Origin of the sequence: Trichocoleus sp. DQ-A3, assembly GCF_039961975.1 — a bacterium.
GTDB lineage: Bacteria > Cyanobacteriota > Cyanobacteriia > Cyanobacteriales > FACHB-T130 > FACHB-T130.
In genome coordinates, this window is the sequence record NZ_JAMPKC010000001.1 from 676,588 (window position 1) to 693,265 (window position 16,678).

Sequence of the window (16,678 nt, forward strand, 5' to 3'; positions counted from 1 at the left end):
CGATGTATAGCCTAGATATTAATTTTCTTAAGGATCGCCCGGACATCATCCGCCGCGATGTCCCCGGTGCCAAAGCTCCCTCTGGGAATAAAAACATGACGCCGCTGTTGGCGGGATTGGCAGTCGGTCTGCTGTTGCCAGCAGGAGTTGGGGCGTTGTGGTTGTTGCTGCAAAACCAAACCGAACAATTGACCGCCAAAAAAGCTCAATTGGAACAGCGGCTCAATGAAGGCAAAGCCAAAGAGCAGCAAATTCAAGCAATCAACAACGAAACTCAGGCAGTGAAAGGAGAAACGCAGGCACTCGCCAGCGTGTTTAATCAATTAGCTCCGTGGTCAGCGATTTTGCAGGATATACGCGATCGCGTGCCACCCGGTCTACAAATCACCAGCATTGAGCAAACCGCTCCAGATCCAGCCACCGCCGCCGCAGCCCCTAGCCCCACTGCTGCCGCTGCCCCTCCGAGTTCTAACGTGTCAATCAAAGGGTACGCTCGCTCCTTTGATGAAGTGAACGACTTTTTGCTAACGCTACAGCGATCTAAGTTATTCGATAGCGAAGATACCCAAATTGTGGCGGCTGAGTTGAAAGACAATCAAACTCAGGTGCAACAGCCCCAGGATCAAGGAAATTCCAACGCTAGAGTAGAAATTAAATTGCCAAAAGTGGTGGAATACACCATTAAAACGAGCCTGAGCGATGCCCCGGCTTCCCAGTTACTTAGAGAGTGGGAGCGCAAAGGTGCAGTGGGATTAGCGACTCGGCTTAGAAACCTTCAGAACACAGGAGCGCTGCAAAAATGACGGTAAGTCAAGACTTTATACCATCCGATGAAGGCCAAGATGAAGCTGCCTATCCCAGTGCCTTTGGTATTACTTTCACGCCAACAGTCAGCGGTGCCTTGCTGGCAGTGTTGGGTTTAGCAGGAGCAGCTTATTTGGTCGCTAACCTGTTGTTGCCTGCGTGGACTTCTTATCAACAACTGCAAACTGATGTAGAAAACACCGAGCAGCAAATTCAACAACAGGCACAACTCCAGCAAAAAATTGATGCGGCGAAAGTAAACCTAAACAAGGCAAAACAGCAAAGAGCTGCTGTCCTTTCCATGTTTGGTAGCTCCAGAACCCTGGATACCTTAATGCTAGATATCAATCGTTTTGTTAAGGCAAGACAGGGTAAATTGACCAAGTATGAGCCAAGAACAAACGATGCCGCTGGTGCCAGCAGTAGTGACATTATTACTGATGGATCTTTAGGGCCGGAAGTCAATGGTAAGCTCAAACGTAAGGTATACAATGTAAGCTTTGAAGGCGACTACGGACAAACCCAATCCATTCTGAGAAGTCTAGAGCGACTCCAGCAACTGCTAGTAGTAAAAGACTTGAAATCAGATTTAAAGGACGCGGCGACCAGTCAGAAAATTACGGTAAACCGGCAGGGTCAAATTGTCCCCACTGGCAAACCAAAAGAGCGAACCTTGATTAACACCTCTTTTAGGTTAGAGGTGCTGCTGCCATTATCGGAGCAGGAAGCGAAAGAGGCGGCGGCAGCAGCAGCGGCAGCAGCAGCGGCAGCTCAACCACCCCAGTAGGAGACAGCAAGTAGGTGTCGAGAATTCGACCTGAAAGCTGTTCAGGTGCAAAAATTGCTTTTGTGTGAGGAGGAAACGGTGAAACAGCTATCAATATTGGGTGGAATCTTGCTCGGTTCAGCACTGGTTCTACCCGGAACACAACGGGTCTTAGCAGCTGCCACGCAAGTAACCGCTGTGCAACTCAATCCCACGGATAACGGTGTTGAAGTGATGCTAAAGACATCTGAGGGCGATCGCTCCGGCAAGGACACTGTCCTACGCCCTCAGATGTTCACACTCAGCCGTGACAATGAGTTAATGGCAGACGTGTTGAATGCCCGACTGAGCTTACCTGAGGGAGACAGCTTCCGTCAGGAAAATCCGGCTCCTGGCATTCAGTCAATCGTCGTGAGCCAGCGGGAGGACAATAGCGTCCGAGTAACGGTCAGCACTGCTAACAGCAAACCGACCGGGCAGATTAGCCAGAACAAGGAAGGGGGAATCACCTTAAACGTTAACTCTGTTGCACCGCCGACGCTCTCCTCCCAGGCACCTGTTAATTCTTCTCCTACTGCACCTGCACCCACGGCACAGACGCCACCGACTCCAACCCGACTCGCTCAAACGCCAGTTCCGGGCGGTGTATTCCCCCAAACGGCACCCGGTCAAAGCCCTCAGGTTCCAGCACCCAGTGGCATAACCCCCGCGCCCGGTCTACCTGAGGTTCAGCCTCAACCAGTCATCAACCCGCCAAACCCAGATGTTCTGGTGCCAAACCCGCGCATTACCATTGACGGAGTTCCGGCTCCAGCGGCGGGGACAGTGCAACCCGTCAGTCCAGCGCCGCCTTTCTTGCCGAGAGCGATCGCGCCCCCAGTCGGCGATATTACTACCTCCAACACCAATGCTGCCCCTGCTGTCATCGATCTCGGTACAGCTGAGCGCGTACCCCGCTTAGTGTTGCGGGATGCTCCCGTCCGAGAAGTTTTAGGACTGCTTGCCCGTTCTGCGGGTCTCAACCTTGCCTTTACGGGAGGCGCGGCAGCAGGCGGGACTCCGGGGCAACCAGCAGCCGCTCCTGGCCCAGGTGGTGCTACCGAGGGGGGACCTACGATTTCCCTAGATATCGAAAATGAGCCAGTTCAAGATGTCTTCAACTACGTCCTTCAGCTGAGCGGTTTAGAAGCCAACCGAGTTGGACGAACAATTTTTGTGGGTGCCAGACTGCCTGACGATGCTCGAAATATCATCACGCGCAGCCTGCGACTCAATCAAGTCCCTGTGACGGCAGCAGCGAACTTCTTGACGACCCAAGGGGCAGAGACGCAAATCCCTACAGAGCAAATTCAAATTCAGACCATTGGAGAGGGAGCCGCCGCTCGAACCGTAGAAATTAGAACGCCAAGCATTTTAGCACTGAGAGCTACTGAGGGAAATGCCCCCTTACTACTCAAAGGGTTAGCAGTATCAGCCGACGAGCGACTCAATGCCATCACCCTGGTTGGCTCTCCTCGCAAAGTTGAAATTGCGACAAACCTCTTGACCCAGTTAGATGCCCGTCGTCGCCAGGTGGCAGTGAATGTCAAGGTCGTTGATGTCAACCTATTGAACACCAAGGACTTTAACACTAGCTTCTCCTTCGGGATCGGGGATAGCTTCTTCAGTGTTGACCAGGGAGCAGCAGCCTTTAATTACGGCGGTGTCAGACCCCCGACAAACCAGCAGGTGAATACGAGTCAGGTTAGCCCCCCTGTTATCCCGAATCCCTTTAGTGGAGCCAATGTTTTCCTCGACCCAAACAATCCCGTAAGCATTCCGGGAACTTCACCCGGTACCATCATAGTGGGTCCGAATGGTGTTCAAAGGGTGCAAAATGCAGGCGCTGGGCTTTTTCCTAGACCTGTTGTGAATTTAAATAATCCGCTACAGGGTGGTTTTGTAACCATTACTCCGGCTACGGACAATATCATTACTCAAACCCGTGACCCCGTTACCGGAGTGGTGACATCAACTGCAACAGCGGGGACGGTTGGGACGGTTACGGCAGCTCTCCCTTCCCTATTGCAGTTCCCTAGCCGGTTCTTATCCTCATTGCGGGCGCAGATTCAAAGTGGCAACGCTAAGATTTTGACTGACCCGACTCTGGTTGTCCAGGAAGGACAGTCGGCTACCGTCAACTTGACTCAAGAGGTCGTCGGTAATATTCGGCGGGAAACGGAAACGACCGAAAATACGACGAATACAACCGTCACAGCAGAAATTAAACAGGCAGGTTTAATCCTCAATATCAGAGTCGAGCGGATTGACGATAATGGTTTCGTCACTTTAGCGGTAAATCCCACCGTAACTGCGATTGGGGGTCAGCAAAATATAGTCGTTGGTGATGATGTCAACCAAATCGCTTTGCTGACGGTGCGTAACCTGAACTCAGGACAACTTCGCCTGCGAGATGGTCAGACGCTGATTCTGTCGGGGATTATTCAAGATTCGGAGCGAACGACCGTATCGAAAGTGCCAATTTTGGGCGATATTCCGCTGCTGGGTGCCTTGTTTAGAAGTACCAACAAGGTCAATCAACGGCAAGAGGTAATCGTGTTGCTGACGCCTCAGATTATCGATGACTCGTCCCGTTCCGCGTTTGGCTACAGCTACACCCCAGGACAAAACGCGCGACAGATATTGGAGCAGAAGTAAAGCGCGTAAGTAACAAGTAGCGATCGCTTGAGCCTTCAGGAGACAAAACACAACTTCCCCCTGTTCGACTTCCGACAGGGGGAAGTTGTGCCGTAGACGGAGTTTTTGGCTAGAAGACTATGCTATGCAACTCTCAAAAAGTGCCTGTTGCCGTAAAATTAATCAAAAAAATCCTCAAATCTACATAACTTAAAGCTTTCGACGATCCATATCCAGCACGCAGACTTTAGAATAATGCAGTGAAACTTCGAGACAGCGAGAGTTTCAGCTTTTTTGAGGCTAAATTGCCCTCAAAAGCTCGTGTCTAAAGCCCCAAATAGGGACTTTAGAGCTAGTGATAACCACGCCCGTACAAACCATTTGGAGTGACGAAACATGAATAAAGGTGAATTGGTTGATGCAGTGGCAGACAAGGCTTCTGTCACTAAGAAGCAAGCAGATGCTGTTTTGACGGCTGCCTTGGAAGCTATCATGGAAGCTGTTTCTTCTGGCGATAAGGTGACTTTGGTGGGTTTTGGCTCCTTTGAATCGCGGGAACGCAAAGCCCGCGAGGGTCGCAACCCTAAAACTGGGGACAAGATGGAAATCCCCGCAACGAAGGTTCCTGCATTTTCTGCGGGTAAGTTGTTTAAAGAAAAAGTCGCGCCCGAAGATTAACCACTCATCCAAAGCGGCAACCATCCTTGACTCGGCCTGTTCACGGGGGTAACTTAGCCTGGGCAGCTGCACTGGCAGGCTGTTCCCCCGACCTCATTGTTGATTTTTCTGCCAGTATTAACCCGTTGGGACCTCCCCAATCGGCACTCGCAGCGATTGGGGCACATCTAGAGCGCTTACGTGCCTATCCTGACCCAGATTATGGCGAGTTGCGGGTGTCTCTGGGTCAGCGGCACCAACTCCCGCCAGACTGGATTCTGCCTGGGAACGGCTCGGCAGAGTTACTAACCTGGGCAAGTTGGGATTTATCAGAACTGACGAGAACGTGTCTGGTGACACCAGCATTTGGCGATTACTGGCGGGCACTCCGGACGTTTAGCGCCAACGTACTTGAGTGCCCGCTTCCCGATTTTCGATCTTCGATTTTGGATTTACGATTCCCAATCCAAAATTTAAAATCTAAAATCCAAAATCCCACTGGTCTACTGGTGAATAACCCGCACAATCCCACGGGTCAGATGTTTTTCAGAGAGACTCTGATCCCTTATCTGGAGAAATTTGCGCTGGTGGTGATGGACGAAGCCTTTATGGATTTTCTACCGCCTTCCCAGCAGCAAAGCCTCATTCCAGTGGTGCAAGAGTACCCGAATTTGGTAATTCTGCGATCGCTCACCAAGTTCTACAGTCTGCCAGGGCTGCGCTTAGGTTATGCGATCGCTCACCCAGACCGTCTGCGTCGCTGGCAACAATGGCGCGATCCTTGGCCCGTCAACACCTTAGCCGCTGCCGCTGGTGTCGCTGTGGTACAGGATACAGAATTTCAACAGCAAACCTGGGATTGGTTGGAACCGGCAAAGTCTCACCTGTTTCAAGGTTTGGCGCAAATACCGGGATTGCAACCGCTACCGGGTGCTGCTAACTTTTTGCTGGTTGAGTCAGAACAACCTAGTTCGCAAGTACAGGAAAAACTTCTCAAGCAGAGTAAAATTCTGATTCGTGACTGCTTGAGCTTTCCAGAATTGGGCGATCGCTACTTCCGAGTCGCGGTGCGTTCTGAAGTTGATAACCAGCGCCTAATCGACGGTCTAGCGGCAATTTTGTAATGGCTAATCGCTAATGGCTAATTGTTCATTTTTCCGATTAGCCATTAGCAATCAACACATTAGCAATTAACAACTGACAAAGAACAAATCATGGCAGTTGAGTACGACTTAGTCGTAATAGGCGGCACGGAGGCAGGGCGTCATGCCGCAATTGCTGCTGCCAACCTGCAAGCCCGCGTCGCCTTAGTCGAACCCCAGCCACCTTCTGAGAGACGCTGGCAATCGTCCTTACAGTTAGGGTCTCTCTATACCAAAGCTTTGACTCAGGTTAGGCGAGTGATTCACCCGCAAAGTGACTTCAATCGATTTGGTGTCCCCTGGGATCTGGCTGATTCTACAGAACAGCAACCCGTTCCAGGGGGGCGATTGACTGAGGCAATCCAGTGGGCGGATGGCGTCCTCTCCACTTTAGAAGAACAGCATTCCCCAGCGATTTTGGCTTCTTTGGGCGTTGATGTCATTGTTGGGGAGGGTGAATTTTGCCGTAAACCTTACCTCGCTTTTGTCGTCAACGGGCGGAGATTGCGATCGCGTGCCTACCTGATTGCCACGGGTTCTCGTCCGGGGATTGCAGCAATTGACGGACTCGAAGCTACTGGCTATCGGACGCCGATAGATATTTGGCAGCAATCCCCCGAACAGATAGCTGTAGACGCATCTCCTCGCCCCTGCTGGGTGGTTATTGGCGGTGGCGCATCTGGCACCGAACTGGCGCAGACTTTATCTCGGTTGGGCGCTGATGTCACCCTGGTGGTACGCAGTTCCCACATTCTGCCGAAAGAAGACCCAGAAGCGGCGAGAGTGGTGCAAGCACAGCTAGAAATTGAGGGCGTCCGCGTCCTGACTCAAACAGAGGTGACGCAAGTCAAACAAATTGACGGCAAAAAGTGGGTTCTCGTTGGCAACAAAGCGATTGAAGCCGATGAAATTGTGCTATGTACTCGACCGCAACCGAATGTCACAGGTTTAAACTTGGAAGGCATTGGCGTTAAGATGAATCGGCGTGGGATGGAGTTGAACGAGAAACTGCAAACAACGAACCCCCGGATTTACGCTTGTGGGGACGTTGCTGGGGGTTATCAAGCTGCCCACATTGCCCGGTACGAAGCCAGCATCGCCCTCAAAAATGCCTTGTTTGCGCCTATTTTCAAAGTAGACTATCGCGGCATTCCGACAGGCGTTTTTTCCGAACCAATGCTGGCACGGGTTGGTTTAACCGAGGCACAAGCAAGACGCCAGTACGGTAAAGATGTTTTAGTGTTGCGACAATATTTCAAGGCAGTAGCAGCAGCCCAGATATTAGGGGAAATCACCGGATTGTGTAAAATTCTGGTGCGTCACAATGGAGAAATTCTGGGCGCAACGCTAGTAGGGATGGAAGCGGCTGAGTTAATAGGAGCGATCGCTCTCGCTATGCGACAGAACATAAAAGTAGATGCTCTCAGTCAGCTACCTGCCATTTCCCCCACCTTATCAGAAATTATTCAGCAAACTGCTAACGAGTGGCACCGACAACGACTCCGGAAAAATACCCGTCTGGAAGACTTCCTCGAAGGCTTCTTCAACTTCAGGCGGTCATGGTCTTCATGATTTTATTTATTTTATCATATCTAACTAAATAAGGTGTTACAATATAAGATCGTGCCATCAGTTAGTATTTCATGGCAGCAACCGATCAAGTAACTCAATTTCAGTACAATGCACTGTACAAGCCTAATCAGCTCATTTGTGGTACGGGGCAAACTGCCATTGTCACAGGTTGGACTGTTAAGCAAGCGATCGCTAAACATCTACAACCCCACGAATTTGCTGTTATTGGTCAACTGTACAGCCCAACACGGGGAATTAGTTTCCTAATTAGGAATCTACTAGCTAATCCCCATGTAAGATTTTTGGTAATTCTCAACGCCACCCAAGAAGACCGTAACGCTGGTGGTGGGACGTGTCTTTTGGACTTCTTTCGGGATGGATTTGCAGAAGGAAAAACTGATACTGGGCGCAGATGTTGGAAGATTAAATCTCTCATCCCTGGGTACATTGATATTGAGATTCCATTTAGCGCTTTAGAAGATTTACAGCGAAATGTAACAGCCTACGAAGCCACATCAATTACTAAGGCAGTAGAGTTAATAAAATCTCACGCAACACAGGGCGCGATTGCTCCGTGGGGTTCCAAATTAGAATTTCCTAATACCGAAGTAGTACCAATTGTACTACCTGGGCAACTTTACGGACATCGCATTGAAGGAAAAACCATTGCCCAAACTTGGGTAAAAATAATTCATCGCATTAAGACAACCGGAATAATCCGACCGACTGGCTACGATGGATATATTCAGGAATTGATCAACTTAATGGCGATTGTTACTGATGAGCCTGATAACTTCTACTTTCCTGAACCAAATTATTTACCTGTCGATCGCGAAACTATCAAAAACTATATTCCTCAAATTTTAGAAGATGGTCCTTATGTAGAAGGTATTAAATACACTTACTCACAACGGCTTCGCTCTTGGTTTGGGCGCGATCAGATAGAGGATGTAATTCAGAAACTTATCGGAGAAATAGACGCTGCTAGCGCTGTTATGAATCTCTGGGATTCTGGAGGAAATATCAACCGCAGAACAGATGGGACATCAGATCATCAACATAGTGGTTCACCCTGTCTAAACCATATTTGGGTAAGAGTTGTTAATGGGACCCTTAGCCTAACAGCTACACTCAGGAGCAACGATATGTTTGGCGCATGGGTAGCAAATGCTATGGGGCTAAGGGCGCTGCAAAAGCATATTAAAGATGAAATCACGAGACGTTCTGATTATGAATTAAAGATGGGTCCGCTGATTACCATTAGTCAGTCTGCTCATATCTATGATGACACTTGGGAAAATGCTGATAATTTAATCCAGCAACAGTATGCGGCAATTTGCAAACAACAGGACTACTACGATCCATCGGGAAATTTTTTAATCGAACTCACAGATAGCCAGATAGCTGTTACGCAAACAACACCGGGTAGCGGCGAAGTTGTTGCTTGCTACTTCGGTAAAAATCCATTGAAGTTAGTAAGAGAAATTTGTGCGGCTTCTCCCTCGATACAACCAGACCATGCGGCTTATTTGGGAATGGAGTTCCAGAAAGCATCTGAATGTCTGAGAACTGGTAAGCAATACATTCAGGATAGAGAATAGTGTACGAATCTTCTCAACGACCAACCTGGGATGAATACTTTCTCATGTTGGCTAAACTTGCAGCAACTCGCTCAACTTGCCTTGCATTTCCAGTGGGTGCAGTAATTGTTAAAAATAAGCAAGTTGTAGCTACTGGTTACAACGGCTCGCCGTCAGGCTCTGCTCATTGTACGGCTCAGGGATACTGTTATCCTGGTCTTAGTAGCTGCGATGCTAGTAAAGCGATGCCATCCCGTGCTGTTCATGCTGAGGCGAATGCCATTGCCCAAGCTGCTAAGCATGGAATTTCTACTGATGGTGCTAGTATTTACGTCACCCTTGAACCTTGTCTGTCCTGTTTAAAGCTAATTATTTCAGCAGGGATTTATGAAGTTTTTTATGAAACTCCTTTCAACACTGGAGGAAATATCCTAGTAAGGGATTCCTTTATCCAAGATGGTTTAGTTACCCTCAAACAAATTTATTTATCTGAAGCCACGACGCAAAGAGCATCTGGATTTTTGCTAAATCCGACATCCATTATAATGTCCGATTGAAATATATAATGTCCGATTGAAATATATAATGTCCGATTGAAATAATATTTATTTTGCTATAAAATTCAGATATTTTTTTACTTTTTAAGGAAGTTATTTATTATTGCTAAACCTGTTTGTGATAAAGTTGCACCTAAACCGGCTGTAGTTATAAAGAGTTCAGGTTTATTTTGAAAAAACATATATCCAACTACGATAGACAATGGAATAAGACTTAGAGAAATTATATGATATATAAGTATTTCTTTATTTGTTCTCTCTATTTGTTTTAGTTTCCTTCTAGCCTCAGCATCATAGTTATGTACAAAGTTAGCTAATCTTTCAGCACCTCCTGTTTGGCTAGACTTTTCAGATGCATCTTTTGTTTCAAAGAAAACGATTGTACAAAATCTTTCCTTAAATTCTAATTTGATATTCTTGATTGAGTGGTTATGTACTGCTATCAAAAGGTAATTTTCTTGCCAATCGGGATCAATTGTTGTAGCTATATGTGATAAACCTTTTGAGACTTGAGAAACTTTAGACAAAATTAATGCTGAGACTAGTTTGCTTTTAGGCATTTTTACTTTTTCTAAGCTAAAAATTAAAACTGTATCTCCAGGCTCAATAATAACTGGTTTATCTTCTGAAATTGTACCCATACCTCTTAATGCAGATGAATACTGTTCTCCAACGCTTAAATCATAGCCAACAGGGGATAAACATTCCTCTGTAAAGGGTTCAATACCAATTTTGGTTTCTTGTTCAGTTGCTTGATTCCATTCATTTAATGTACAAATCATGGATCTTAAAGATTTATCTGTTAGTAATGACATGAATTTCGTTTTTTAGAGAACAATAGGAAGAGTTACAACTTCAGCTTGATCTTGATATTTACCTCTACGTTGTTCATAATTAACAGCGCAGGGTTCACCTTCTAAAAAAAGTAGCTGTATAATTCCTTCATTTACATATATTCGACAGTTTAGGCTAGAAGAGTTGGATAAATCTAGTGTCAAATGACCCCGCCAGCCTGCTTCGGCGGGGGTGACATTTGCAATAATACCGCAGCGTGCGTATGTACTTTTTCCAATACAAATTACAGTTATATTGCCTGGAACTTCCAGCTTTTCAATAGCTACACCTAATCCATAGGTGTGAGCGGGTAATATAAAATAACTACCATAAGTATCTGTGTGAAGTTTTGTCCGCTCCAAATTATCTGGATTAAAATTTTTGGGATCGACAACTGTACCCGGAATATGTCTAAAAATGCGAAAATCTTCTGCTGAAAGTCTGATATCGTAGCCAAAACCGCTTAGACCAAATGAAATCACAGGTAGCTCACCTATACGGCGAACTAACGTAGGCTCAAAAGGCGAAATCATACCCTTTTGAGCCATCTCAGCAATCCAGATATCGTTTTTAATCACAGCGTTACAATAATCCCAACCGGAATACTAGGATAACGTGAAGTGTATTCCTTAGGGTCGGTGACTGCGACGTATTTCAGTAATTTGGTCGGCGACATCCAGAAGCGCTTGGGGCATTTCTGGGCCGGTCAGAATGATATCTACATGAGCAGGGCGTTTTTCGAGCAACGCTAGTACCTCGGATTCGGGAATTAAGCCAAAGTTAATCGCTAAGCTCAATTCATCCAGCACGACGAGGGAATATTTGCCTTCGGATATTACTTTCTGGGTATGCTGCCAAAGCTGGAGTAAAGAGTGAGTTTCCGCCTCGTCGAGGTGCGGGGTATCGATGCAACGGGGTAAGTCGCAACGAACCCAATCTAGATTTTGCCCTAAGCGCATGGGATGCTCGTGTCCCTGATTGATTCCGCCTTTGAGGAACTGAATCACTAAAACTGAGGTTCCTTGACCGGCAATTCGCAGCGCTTGCGCCATCACTCCGGTAAAAAAGCTGCGGTGAGCGCCGGTAAAAACTTGCACCAGTCCTTCAATAGTGGGGAGCAGGCGACGATCTGAATGAAGCGCTGGGGTTTCTAGCTGGGCAACCATAAGGCGAAGTTTAATCGTGAGGAATCTTGAAGAGCGAATCGCTTGCCCCAGAAGAGTTGGGTTGGCAAACGATATGTAGTGTATTTTTTTATTTTGCCTCATAATCAAACACTAGATATATCCATCCGTCAAGCCCGTTAAGTACTGACTATCCTGTATTAGTTCTTGTATTAGTTCTTGGCTTCGTCAGTCTCGCTGAGCGACCGATCAATGGCAAAATAGCCAGCATAGGCTTGGTTGAAAGCTGATCAAAGTTCAGCTTCCGGCGATGCTTGATTCAATCACAGCAGGAGCAAGGTGCCGTGAGACTAATAATTCTAGGCGGGCCTGGAGCAGGTAAGGGAACGCAGACTGCATTGCTATGTAGTCACCTGGGGATTCCTGGAATTTGCACGGGCGACATTTTGCGGCAAGCGATCGCATCCCAATCTCCCCTCGGTATCCAAGCACAATCCTATGTAGAAAAGGGTGAGTTGGTACCAGATGCCCTAATGATCGAATTCATGCGCCAGCGTCTTCAACAGCCGGATATCAAGGGTGGATGGCTGTTAGATGGGTATCCGCGTACTGCTTTTCAAGCAGAAGAATTAGATTTTTTGTTGGAAGATTTGGGGCAACATCTAGATTGGGCAATTTGGCTAGAGGTGCCAGAATCAGTGTTGATGAGCCGTTCTTTAGAGCGATCGCGTCCAGACGATCAACTAGAAATCGTACAACGCCGCCTCGAATTATTCCAAGAGCGCACGATTCCCATCTTGGAATACTACGAACATCGCCAACGATTGTTAACTGTCAACGGAAACCAAACCCCAGAGCAAGTGCAGCACGATATTTTGTGCAAAAACTTGGCGGCGAGTGCTGAGTAATCCAGGGATTCTTCCTCTGCGTTACTTTGCGCTTACCTTGGCGTTCCTCTGCGTTGAAAATACAAATATTATCTGGATGTAGCAGAGCGGTTTTGTTCCAAAAAATGACCGAGTAAATAAAGTGAACCGCACAAAACTAACAAACTTTCTGGGGAAATCGCCGCTTCTAATCCAGCCGTGAGATCTGGGTAGGTGCGACAATCGGCTAATTCTGGGCAGATATTTTGAGCCAAAGTAGCTAAATATTCTGGATCGGCGGAACTATGATCCGGGACGGGGACTAAATACAAGCGATCGCCCTTTCTGAGTAATGCACTAAAAATATCCGCATGATCTTTCGTAGAAAGCATCCCCATCACCCAATGGATCGGTGATTTTTCCAGGGTATCGACATATTGACGTAGCGCGATCGCGGCGGCTGGATTATGGGCACCATCGATCAATAACGGATGATTTTGCCAACTTGTCCACTGAAGACGCCCAACCCATTGAGTTTTTGCCATACCAGAAGCGATCGCGTCTTCGGAAATTTCCCAACCTTGCTGTTGAAGAATTTGGAAAGATGCGATCGCTAACGCCGAATTATTCAGCTGAATATCTCCCAATAACGGCAAAGGATACTTTATCCCCTGATACTCCACCCTTCTTTCTTCTCTTTGCGTCCTTGGCGTCTTCGCGGTTCTTAACTCCACCGCTGGTTCAGCCCAAACAACCGGACAACCCAGTTCAATAATCCGCTGCTGTACCACCGCCCTTGCCTCCTCTGGCAACTGTCCCACGACAGCAGGACATCCCGGCTTGAGAATCCCGGCTTTTTCTCTAGCAATATCCGCTAAAGTAGGGCCAAGATTCTGCCAGTGTTCTCGGCTGAGAGAAGTAATAATTGTGACGAGAGGATTAGGGCATACATTCGTCGCATCCAGACGCCCTCCTAAACCTACTTCCACCACCGCCACATCTACCTGAGCTTGAGCAAAATACAACCAAGCGGCGGCGGTGATGACTTCAAACTGCGTCGGTGACTCTTCATCTGGTTGAATAGCTGCTTGGACTTGTCGCAGCAATTTTTCTAGCGTTTCTAGCGATATCGGCTGTTCGTTTAGACAGATGCGCTCGTTCCAATCAACTAAATGAGGGGAAGTATACCGCCCCACGCGATAACCTGCCCCAGTCAGCACTGCGGAAAGGTAAGCACAAACTGAGCCTTTGCCATTCGTTCCGGCGACATGAATCACTGGCACTTTGTGGTGCGGGTTGCCCAAATTTGCCAATAATTTTTGAATGCGCTCTAAACCGAGATGAACACCAAAGCGCTGAAACGGTTGAAGAATTGAGTCGATATCCACAAGCCACCAGATACTAACTTTTTTTAACCAAACTTAATGTTTTAGTAAATTGGCTTTTTTCCCGTGTCTCATCGCAATTTGCTTGAGAGTGACGGGAACTATAACTTTGGTTAGATTGAATGGGAATACTAATTGTAGATCGCAATTATCTGGAATTACTGAGATGGCACCAAAAGAAAAATCAAAAGATACCGCTAAAGGGTTAAAAGGTACGGAAGCTCACGCTAAAACTCGCGTGCTGCTTGCTTTGTGGGATATGAAGGGAGCCGATGACGAAGTTAAAAAAGGTGACTTAACCGAAAGAGTTAAACGGACGAACGAGAGGGCGGGAGACTATCAAGGCGTTTTTGAACAGTTGCAAACATCGGGAGCCATCGCTATCTCTAAAAACAAAATATCCCTGTCTGGCAAAGGCGTTGAGATGCTTGGCGAAGGATTGAAAAATGTTGATTTTCAGTTTGACAGCCAACTTGGCGCAAAAACTGGCAATGCTTTGTTGAAATGGCTTAGAGAGACGGGAACGCCAGTAAATGGGGCGACTGCTACATCGAGTAAGGAAACCGAGAAAGCGATCGCATCCTACGACGAGTTTAAGCCTGTGGCGTTGGATGTCTACGAGCGGCTGAACCGGGATTATAACCTAGACGATCTGGTGCCGATTTACCGGATTCGCCGAGAGATTGGGGAACGAGTTACGCGATCGCACTTCAACGAGTGGCTGCTGGAAATGCAAGCTAACGATATTTTGCAACTTCAAGGAGGTAGCTTACCAGATAGCGAGACCACCAAAATTGAAGATTCCATCACCACTGAATTGAGTGGATTACGCTGCTATGCCAAGCGGCTGACACCATAAACTTGCCCAAACGATTCTTCTGATCTTTGTTCTATCCTTGTAGATTTTTCCTCACACAACCATGACTAGCTTTTCATCTCCAATTGAAGACCTAAACAATGCCCTCAAAAGTTACAACCCATTTAACAGGGAGTTAGTTGTCAGGAAGCAAGATGTATGGGGAAAGGGTTTCCCTGATGTTACTTCCTTAAATAAATATGCCTCTGATGCAGTTTTTGACGCTATTGAGCAAGTTCGCATAGGGAAGCGTCAAGCCGTTGGTATTACTATCAAGGCTGAGAAGGGATTGGGTAAAAGCCACATTATCAGCCGGATTCGCCATCGACTTCAGGCTGAGGGCGGTGCTTTGTTTGTCTACATGGGTGACTATAGCGATCTCAACCGGATCAAGCCAGAATTTCTCAATACGTTGGCATCAAGCCTCAAACAGATTGGTAGCGAAGACGTTAGCCAGTGGCAAGAACTAGCAGCAGCTTTAGCGAATCAGGTAAAAGGTACAAGCTACACGCCTAAGCAAATAGTCACTAGCTTTCCAAAGCTGTTAGCTAAAAATCCCAAGTTAGTTGAGCAACTGACTGATAAGGTTCTTGAAGTCATGCCTGACATCGATAATCCTTATCTTATACAAGCAATTTTATGGACACTATCCCAGAAGCACACATCCTTTGCCATCAATTGGCTTTCTGGAAAAAGTTTGGCGCAGTCAAAAGCGGATGAAATGGGATTACCAAACTCTACTGAGGAAGATAAAGACTCTGAATCTTTTGAGACAATTCGTCAAATCCTCGACTTAATCAGTCATTACAGAACGCTCGTCATCTGCTTCGATGAATTGGACAATCCAGGATGTAGTGATGATGGTTTGACAAGAGCACAGGTTGTAGCTGGTTTAGGCAAGGATCTATATAACAGTATTAGACGAGGCGTGATACTGACAGCTATGTATCCAGAAATCTGGACACAACAAATTAAAACTTTGTCTTACGCCGATGCAGTTGTTGATAGAATTGGTGAAAAACTTATTGAACTAAGGGGTCTTAACTTCGATGATGTCAATGCTCTAGTATCTTGTTGGCTGTCAGACTTTTATCACGAAAGGGGACTAGAGCCAGTATCACCAATTTATCCATTTAATGAAGCTCAACTTAGAGAGCTTGGACAAGAAAGATTGACCGTAAGAAAGGTATTACAATGGTGTCAGAAGCACTGGGATGCTGAGCCAATTTTTCCCCAAGATCCAGTGGAATCGGCTTTCAAGAAAGAAATAGAAAACTTGCAAGATGGCGACTACATCGAGGATAAAGCTAAAATTGCCAAATCTCTACTTTTTAGCTTTGAGCAGTTGGTTGGAAGTACATTAGCAGGAGTGAAAATTGAAAAAATAGAATCTCCTGTTACTCCAAAAACTAAGTACATAGATTTAAAGATCATTGGTGAAGAAGACGGCAAAACAGTGAAGATTGGTTTAGCAATTATCCAAGATTCTGGGGGAATTGGTCTAACGACCGGCTTATCTCATCTCAGTGATTACAATAAATACAAGATGACGCGGGGTTGTCTAATTCGGTCTAAAAAAATAAATTCTGGTGCTAAGAAAGCGCAAGATAATTTGAAACAACTTTTAGACAAACAGGGGGGAGAATGGGTATTGTTAAAGGAAGAAGAAGTAAAACCGCTAATTGCAATTTGCTCTGTTTATGAGGCTCAGGCAGATTATGAAGTCACTAAAGAACAGATTTTTGATTTTATCTCTGAGCAAAAGCTAGCAGTTAACAACCCTCTAATTTTAGAAATTCTGAGCGATCCATCTGGTCAGATTCCTGAGGATGCAGTCGATGAAGATGCTTAAGCTAATG

At 46.6% G+C, this 16,678-nt stretch carries 15 protein-coding genes; 11 read left to right on the forward strand and 4 right to left on the reverse strand.

The window, feature by feature from the left end:
- Nucleotides 1–2: 2 nt before the first annotated feature.
- The 8 genes from NDI44_RS02740 to NDI44_RS02775 all read left to right on the forward strand — a co-directional run bounded on the left by NDI44_RS02740 (nucleotide 3) and on the right by NDI44_RS02775 (nucleotide 9,754).
- Nucleotides 3–803 (forward strand): PilN domain-containing protein, encoded by an 801-nt coding sequence (locus NDI44_RS02740; protein WP_190413631.1) that lies wholly within the window; start codon nucleotides 3–5, stop codon nucleotides 801–803.
- Nucleotides 800–1,591 carry a hypothetical protein gene (locus NDI44_RS02745; RefSeq protein WP_190413633.1) on the forward strand — a complete coding sequence of 264 codons (792 nt, stop codon included), beginning with the start codon at nucleotides 800–802 and terminating at the stop codon, nucleotides 1,589–1,591. Before NDI44_RS02740 ends, NDI44_RS02745 begins: the two co-directional genes overlap by 4 nt.
- Nucleotides 1,592–1,669: 78 nt before the next feature.
- On the forward strand, nucleotides 1,670–4,267 hold the full coding sequence (locus tag NDI44_RS02750) for an AMIN domain-containing protein (RefSeq protein ID WP_190413635.1): 2,598 nt from the start codon (nucleotides 1,670–1,672) through the stop codon (nucleotides 4,265–4,267).
- Nucleotides 4,268–4,642: 375 nt separating this feature from the next.
- The gene (locus NDI44_RS02755; RefSeq protein WP_190413637.1) at nucleotides 4,643–4,924 is read left to right on the forward strand and encodes an HU family DNA-binding protein; all 282 of its coding nucleotides are present in this window, start codon (nucleotides 4,643–4,645) and stop codon (nucleotides 4,922–4,924) included.
- A gap of 26 nt (nucleotides 4,925–4,950) precedes the next feature.
- Nucleotides 4,951–6,027, forward strand: coding sequence for a threonine-phosphate decarboxylase CobD (gene cobD / locus NDI44_RS02760; RefSeq protein ID WP_190413639.1), 1,077 nt, complete (start codon nucleotides 4,951–4,953; stop codon nucleotides 6,025–6,027).
- Nucleotides 6,028–6,117: 90 nt separating this feature from the next.
- Complete coding sequence (locus NDI44_RS02765; protein ID WP_190413641.1) at nucleotides 6,118–7,617, forward strand: NAD(P)/FAD-dependent oxidoreductase; 1,500 nt, start codon at nucleotides 6,118–6,120, stop codon at nucleotides 7,615–7,617.
- A gap of 71 nt (nucleotides 7,618–7,688) precedes the next feature.
- Nucleotides 7,689–9,218 carry a thymidylate synthase gene (locus NDI44_RS02770; RefSeq protein WP_190413643.1) on the forward strand — a complete coding sequence of 510 codons (1,530 nt, stop codon included), beginning with the start codon at nucleotides 7,689–7,691 and terminating at the stop codon, nucleotides 9,216–9,218.
- Nucleotides 9,215–9,754: a deaminase gene (locus tag NDI44_RS02775; protein WP_190413783.1), complete on the forward strand. Its 540-nt coding sequence runs from the start codon at nucleotides 9,215–9,217 to the stop codon at nucleotides 9,752–9,754. Before NDI44_RS02770 ends, NDI44_RS02775 begins: the two co-directional genes overlap by 4 nt.
- A 77-nt stretch (nucleotides 9,755–9,831) precedes the next feature.
- Here NDI44_RS02775 and NDI44_RS02780 read toward each other — a convergent pair whose 3' ends face one another.
- From NDI44_RS02780 to NDI44_RS02790, 3 genes are read right to left on the reverse strand one after another with little or no spacing between them, the layout of a single operon-like run.
- The gene (locus tag NDI44_RS02780) at nucleotides 9,832–10,569 is read right to left on the reverse strand and encodes a hypothetical protein (RefSeq protein ID WP_190413645.1); all 738 of its coding nucleotides are present in this window, start codon (nucleotides 10,567–10,569) and stop codon (nucleotides 9,832–9,834) included.
- A 12-nt stretch (nucleotides 10,570–10,581) separates the two neighbouring features.
- Nucleotides 10,582–11,166: a dCTP deaminase gene (gene dcd / locus NDI44_RS02785; protein ID WP_190413647.1), complete on the reverse strand. Its 585-nt coding sequence runs from the start codon at nucleotides 11,164–11,166 to the stop codon at nucleotides 10,582–10,584.
- 51 nt (nucleotides 11,167–11,217) lie between these two features.
- Nucleotides 11,218–11,754, reverse strand: coding sequence for a P-loop NTPase family protein (locus NDI44_RS02790; RefSeq protein ID WP_190413785.1), 537 nt, complete (start codon nucleotides 11,752–11,754; stop codon nucleotides 11,218–11,220).
- Between the two features lie 302 nt (nucleotides 11,755–12,056).
- Between NDI44_RS02790 and NDI44_RS02795 the strand changes: the two genes are divergently transcribed.
- On the forward strand, nucleotides 12,057–12,620 hold the full coding sequence (locus NDI44_RS02795; protein WP_190413649.1) for an adenylate kinase: 564 nt from the start codon (nucleotides 12,057–12,059) through the stop codon (nucleotides 12,618–12,620).
- A gap of 68 nt (nucleotides 12,621–12,688) precedes the next feature.
- Here NDI44_RS02795 and NDI44_RS02800 read toward each other — a convergent pair whose 3' ends face one another.
- Nucleotides 12,689–13,966 (reverse strand): Mur ligase family protein, encoded by a 1,278-nt coding sequence (locus NDI44_RS02800; protein ID WP_190413651.1) that lies wholly within the window; start codon nucleotides 13,964–13,966, stop codon nucleotides 12,689–12,691.
- A 163-nt stretch (nucleotides 13,967–14,129) separates the two neighbouring features.
- On the opposite strand from NDI44_RS02800, the gene NDI44_RS02805 reads away from it, so the two are divergent.
- Together NDI44_RS02805 and NDI44_RS02810 are read left to right on the forward strand one after the other, a co-directional pair.
- On the forward strand, nucleotides 14,130–14,822 hold the full coding sequence (locus tag NDI44_RS02805) for a hypothetical protein (protein WP_190413653.1): 693 nt from the start codon (nucleotides 14,130–14,132) through the stop codon (nucleotides 14,820–14,822).
- A 409-nt stretch (nucleotides 14,823–15,231) separates the two neighbouring features.
- Nucleotides 15,232–16,671: a hypothetical protein gene (locus NDI44_RS02810; protein WP_348235258.1), complete on the forward strand. Its 1,440-nt coding sequence runs from the start codon at nucleotides 15,232–15,234 to the stop codon at nucleotides 16,669–16,671.
- The last annotated feature ends 7 nt before the right edge of the window (nucleotides 16,672–16,678 follow it).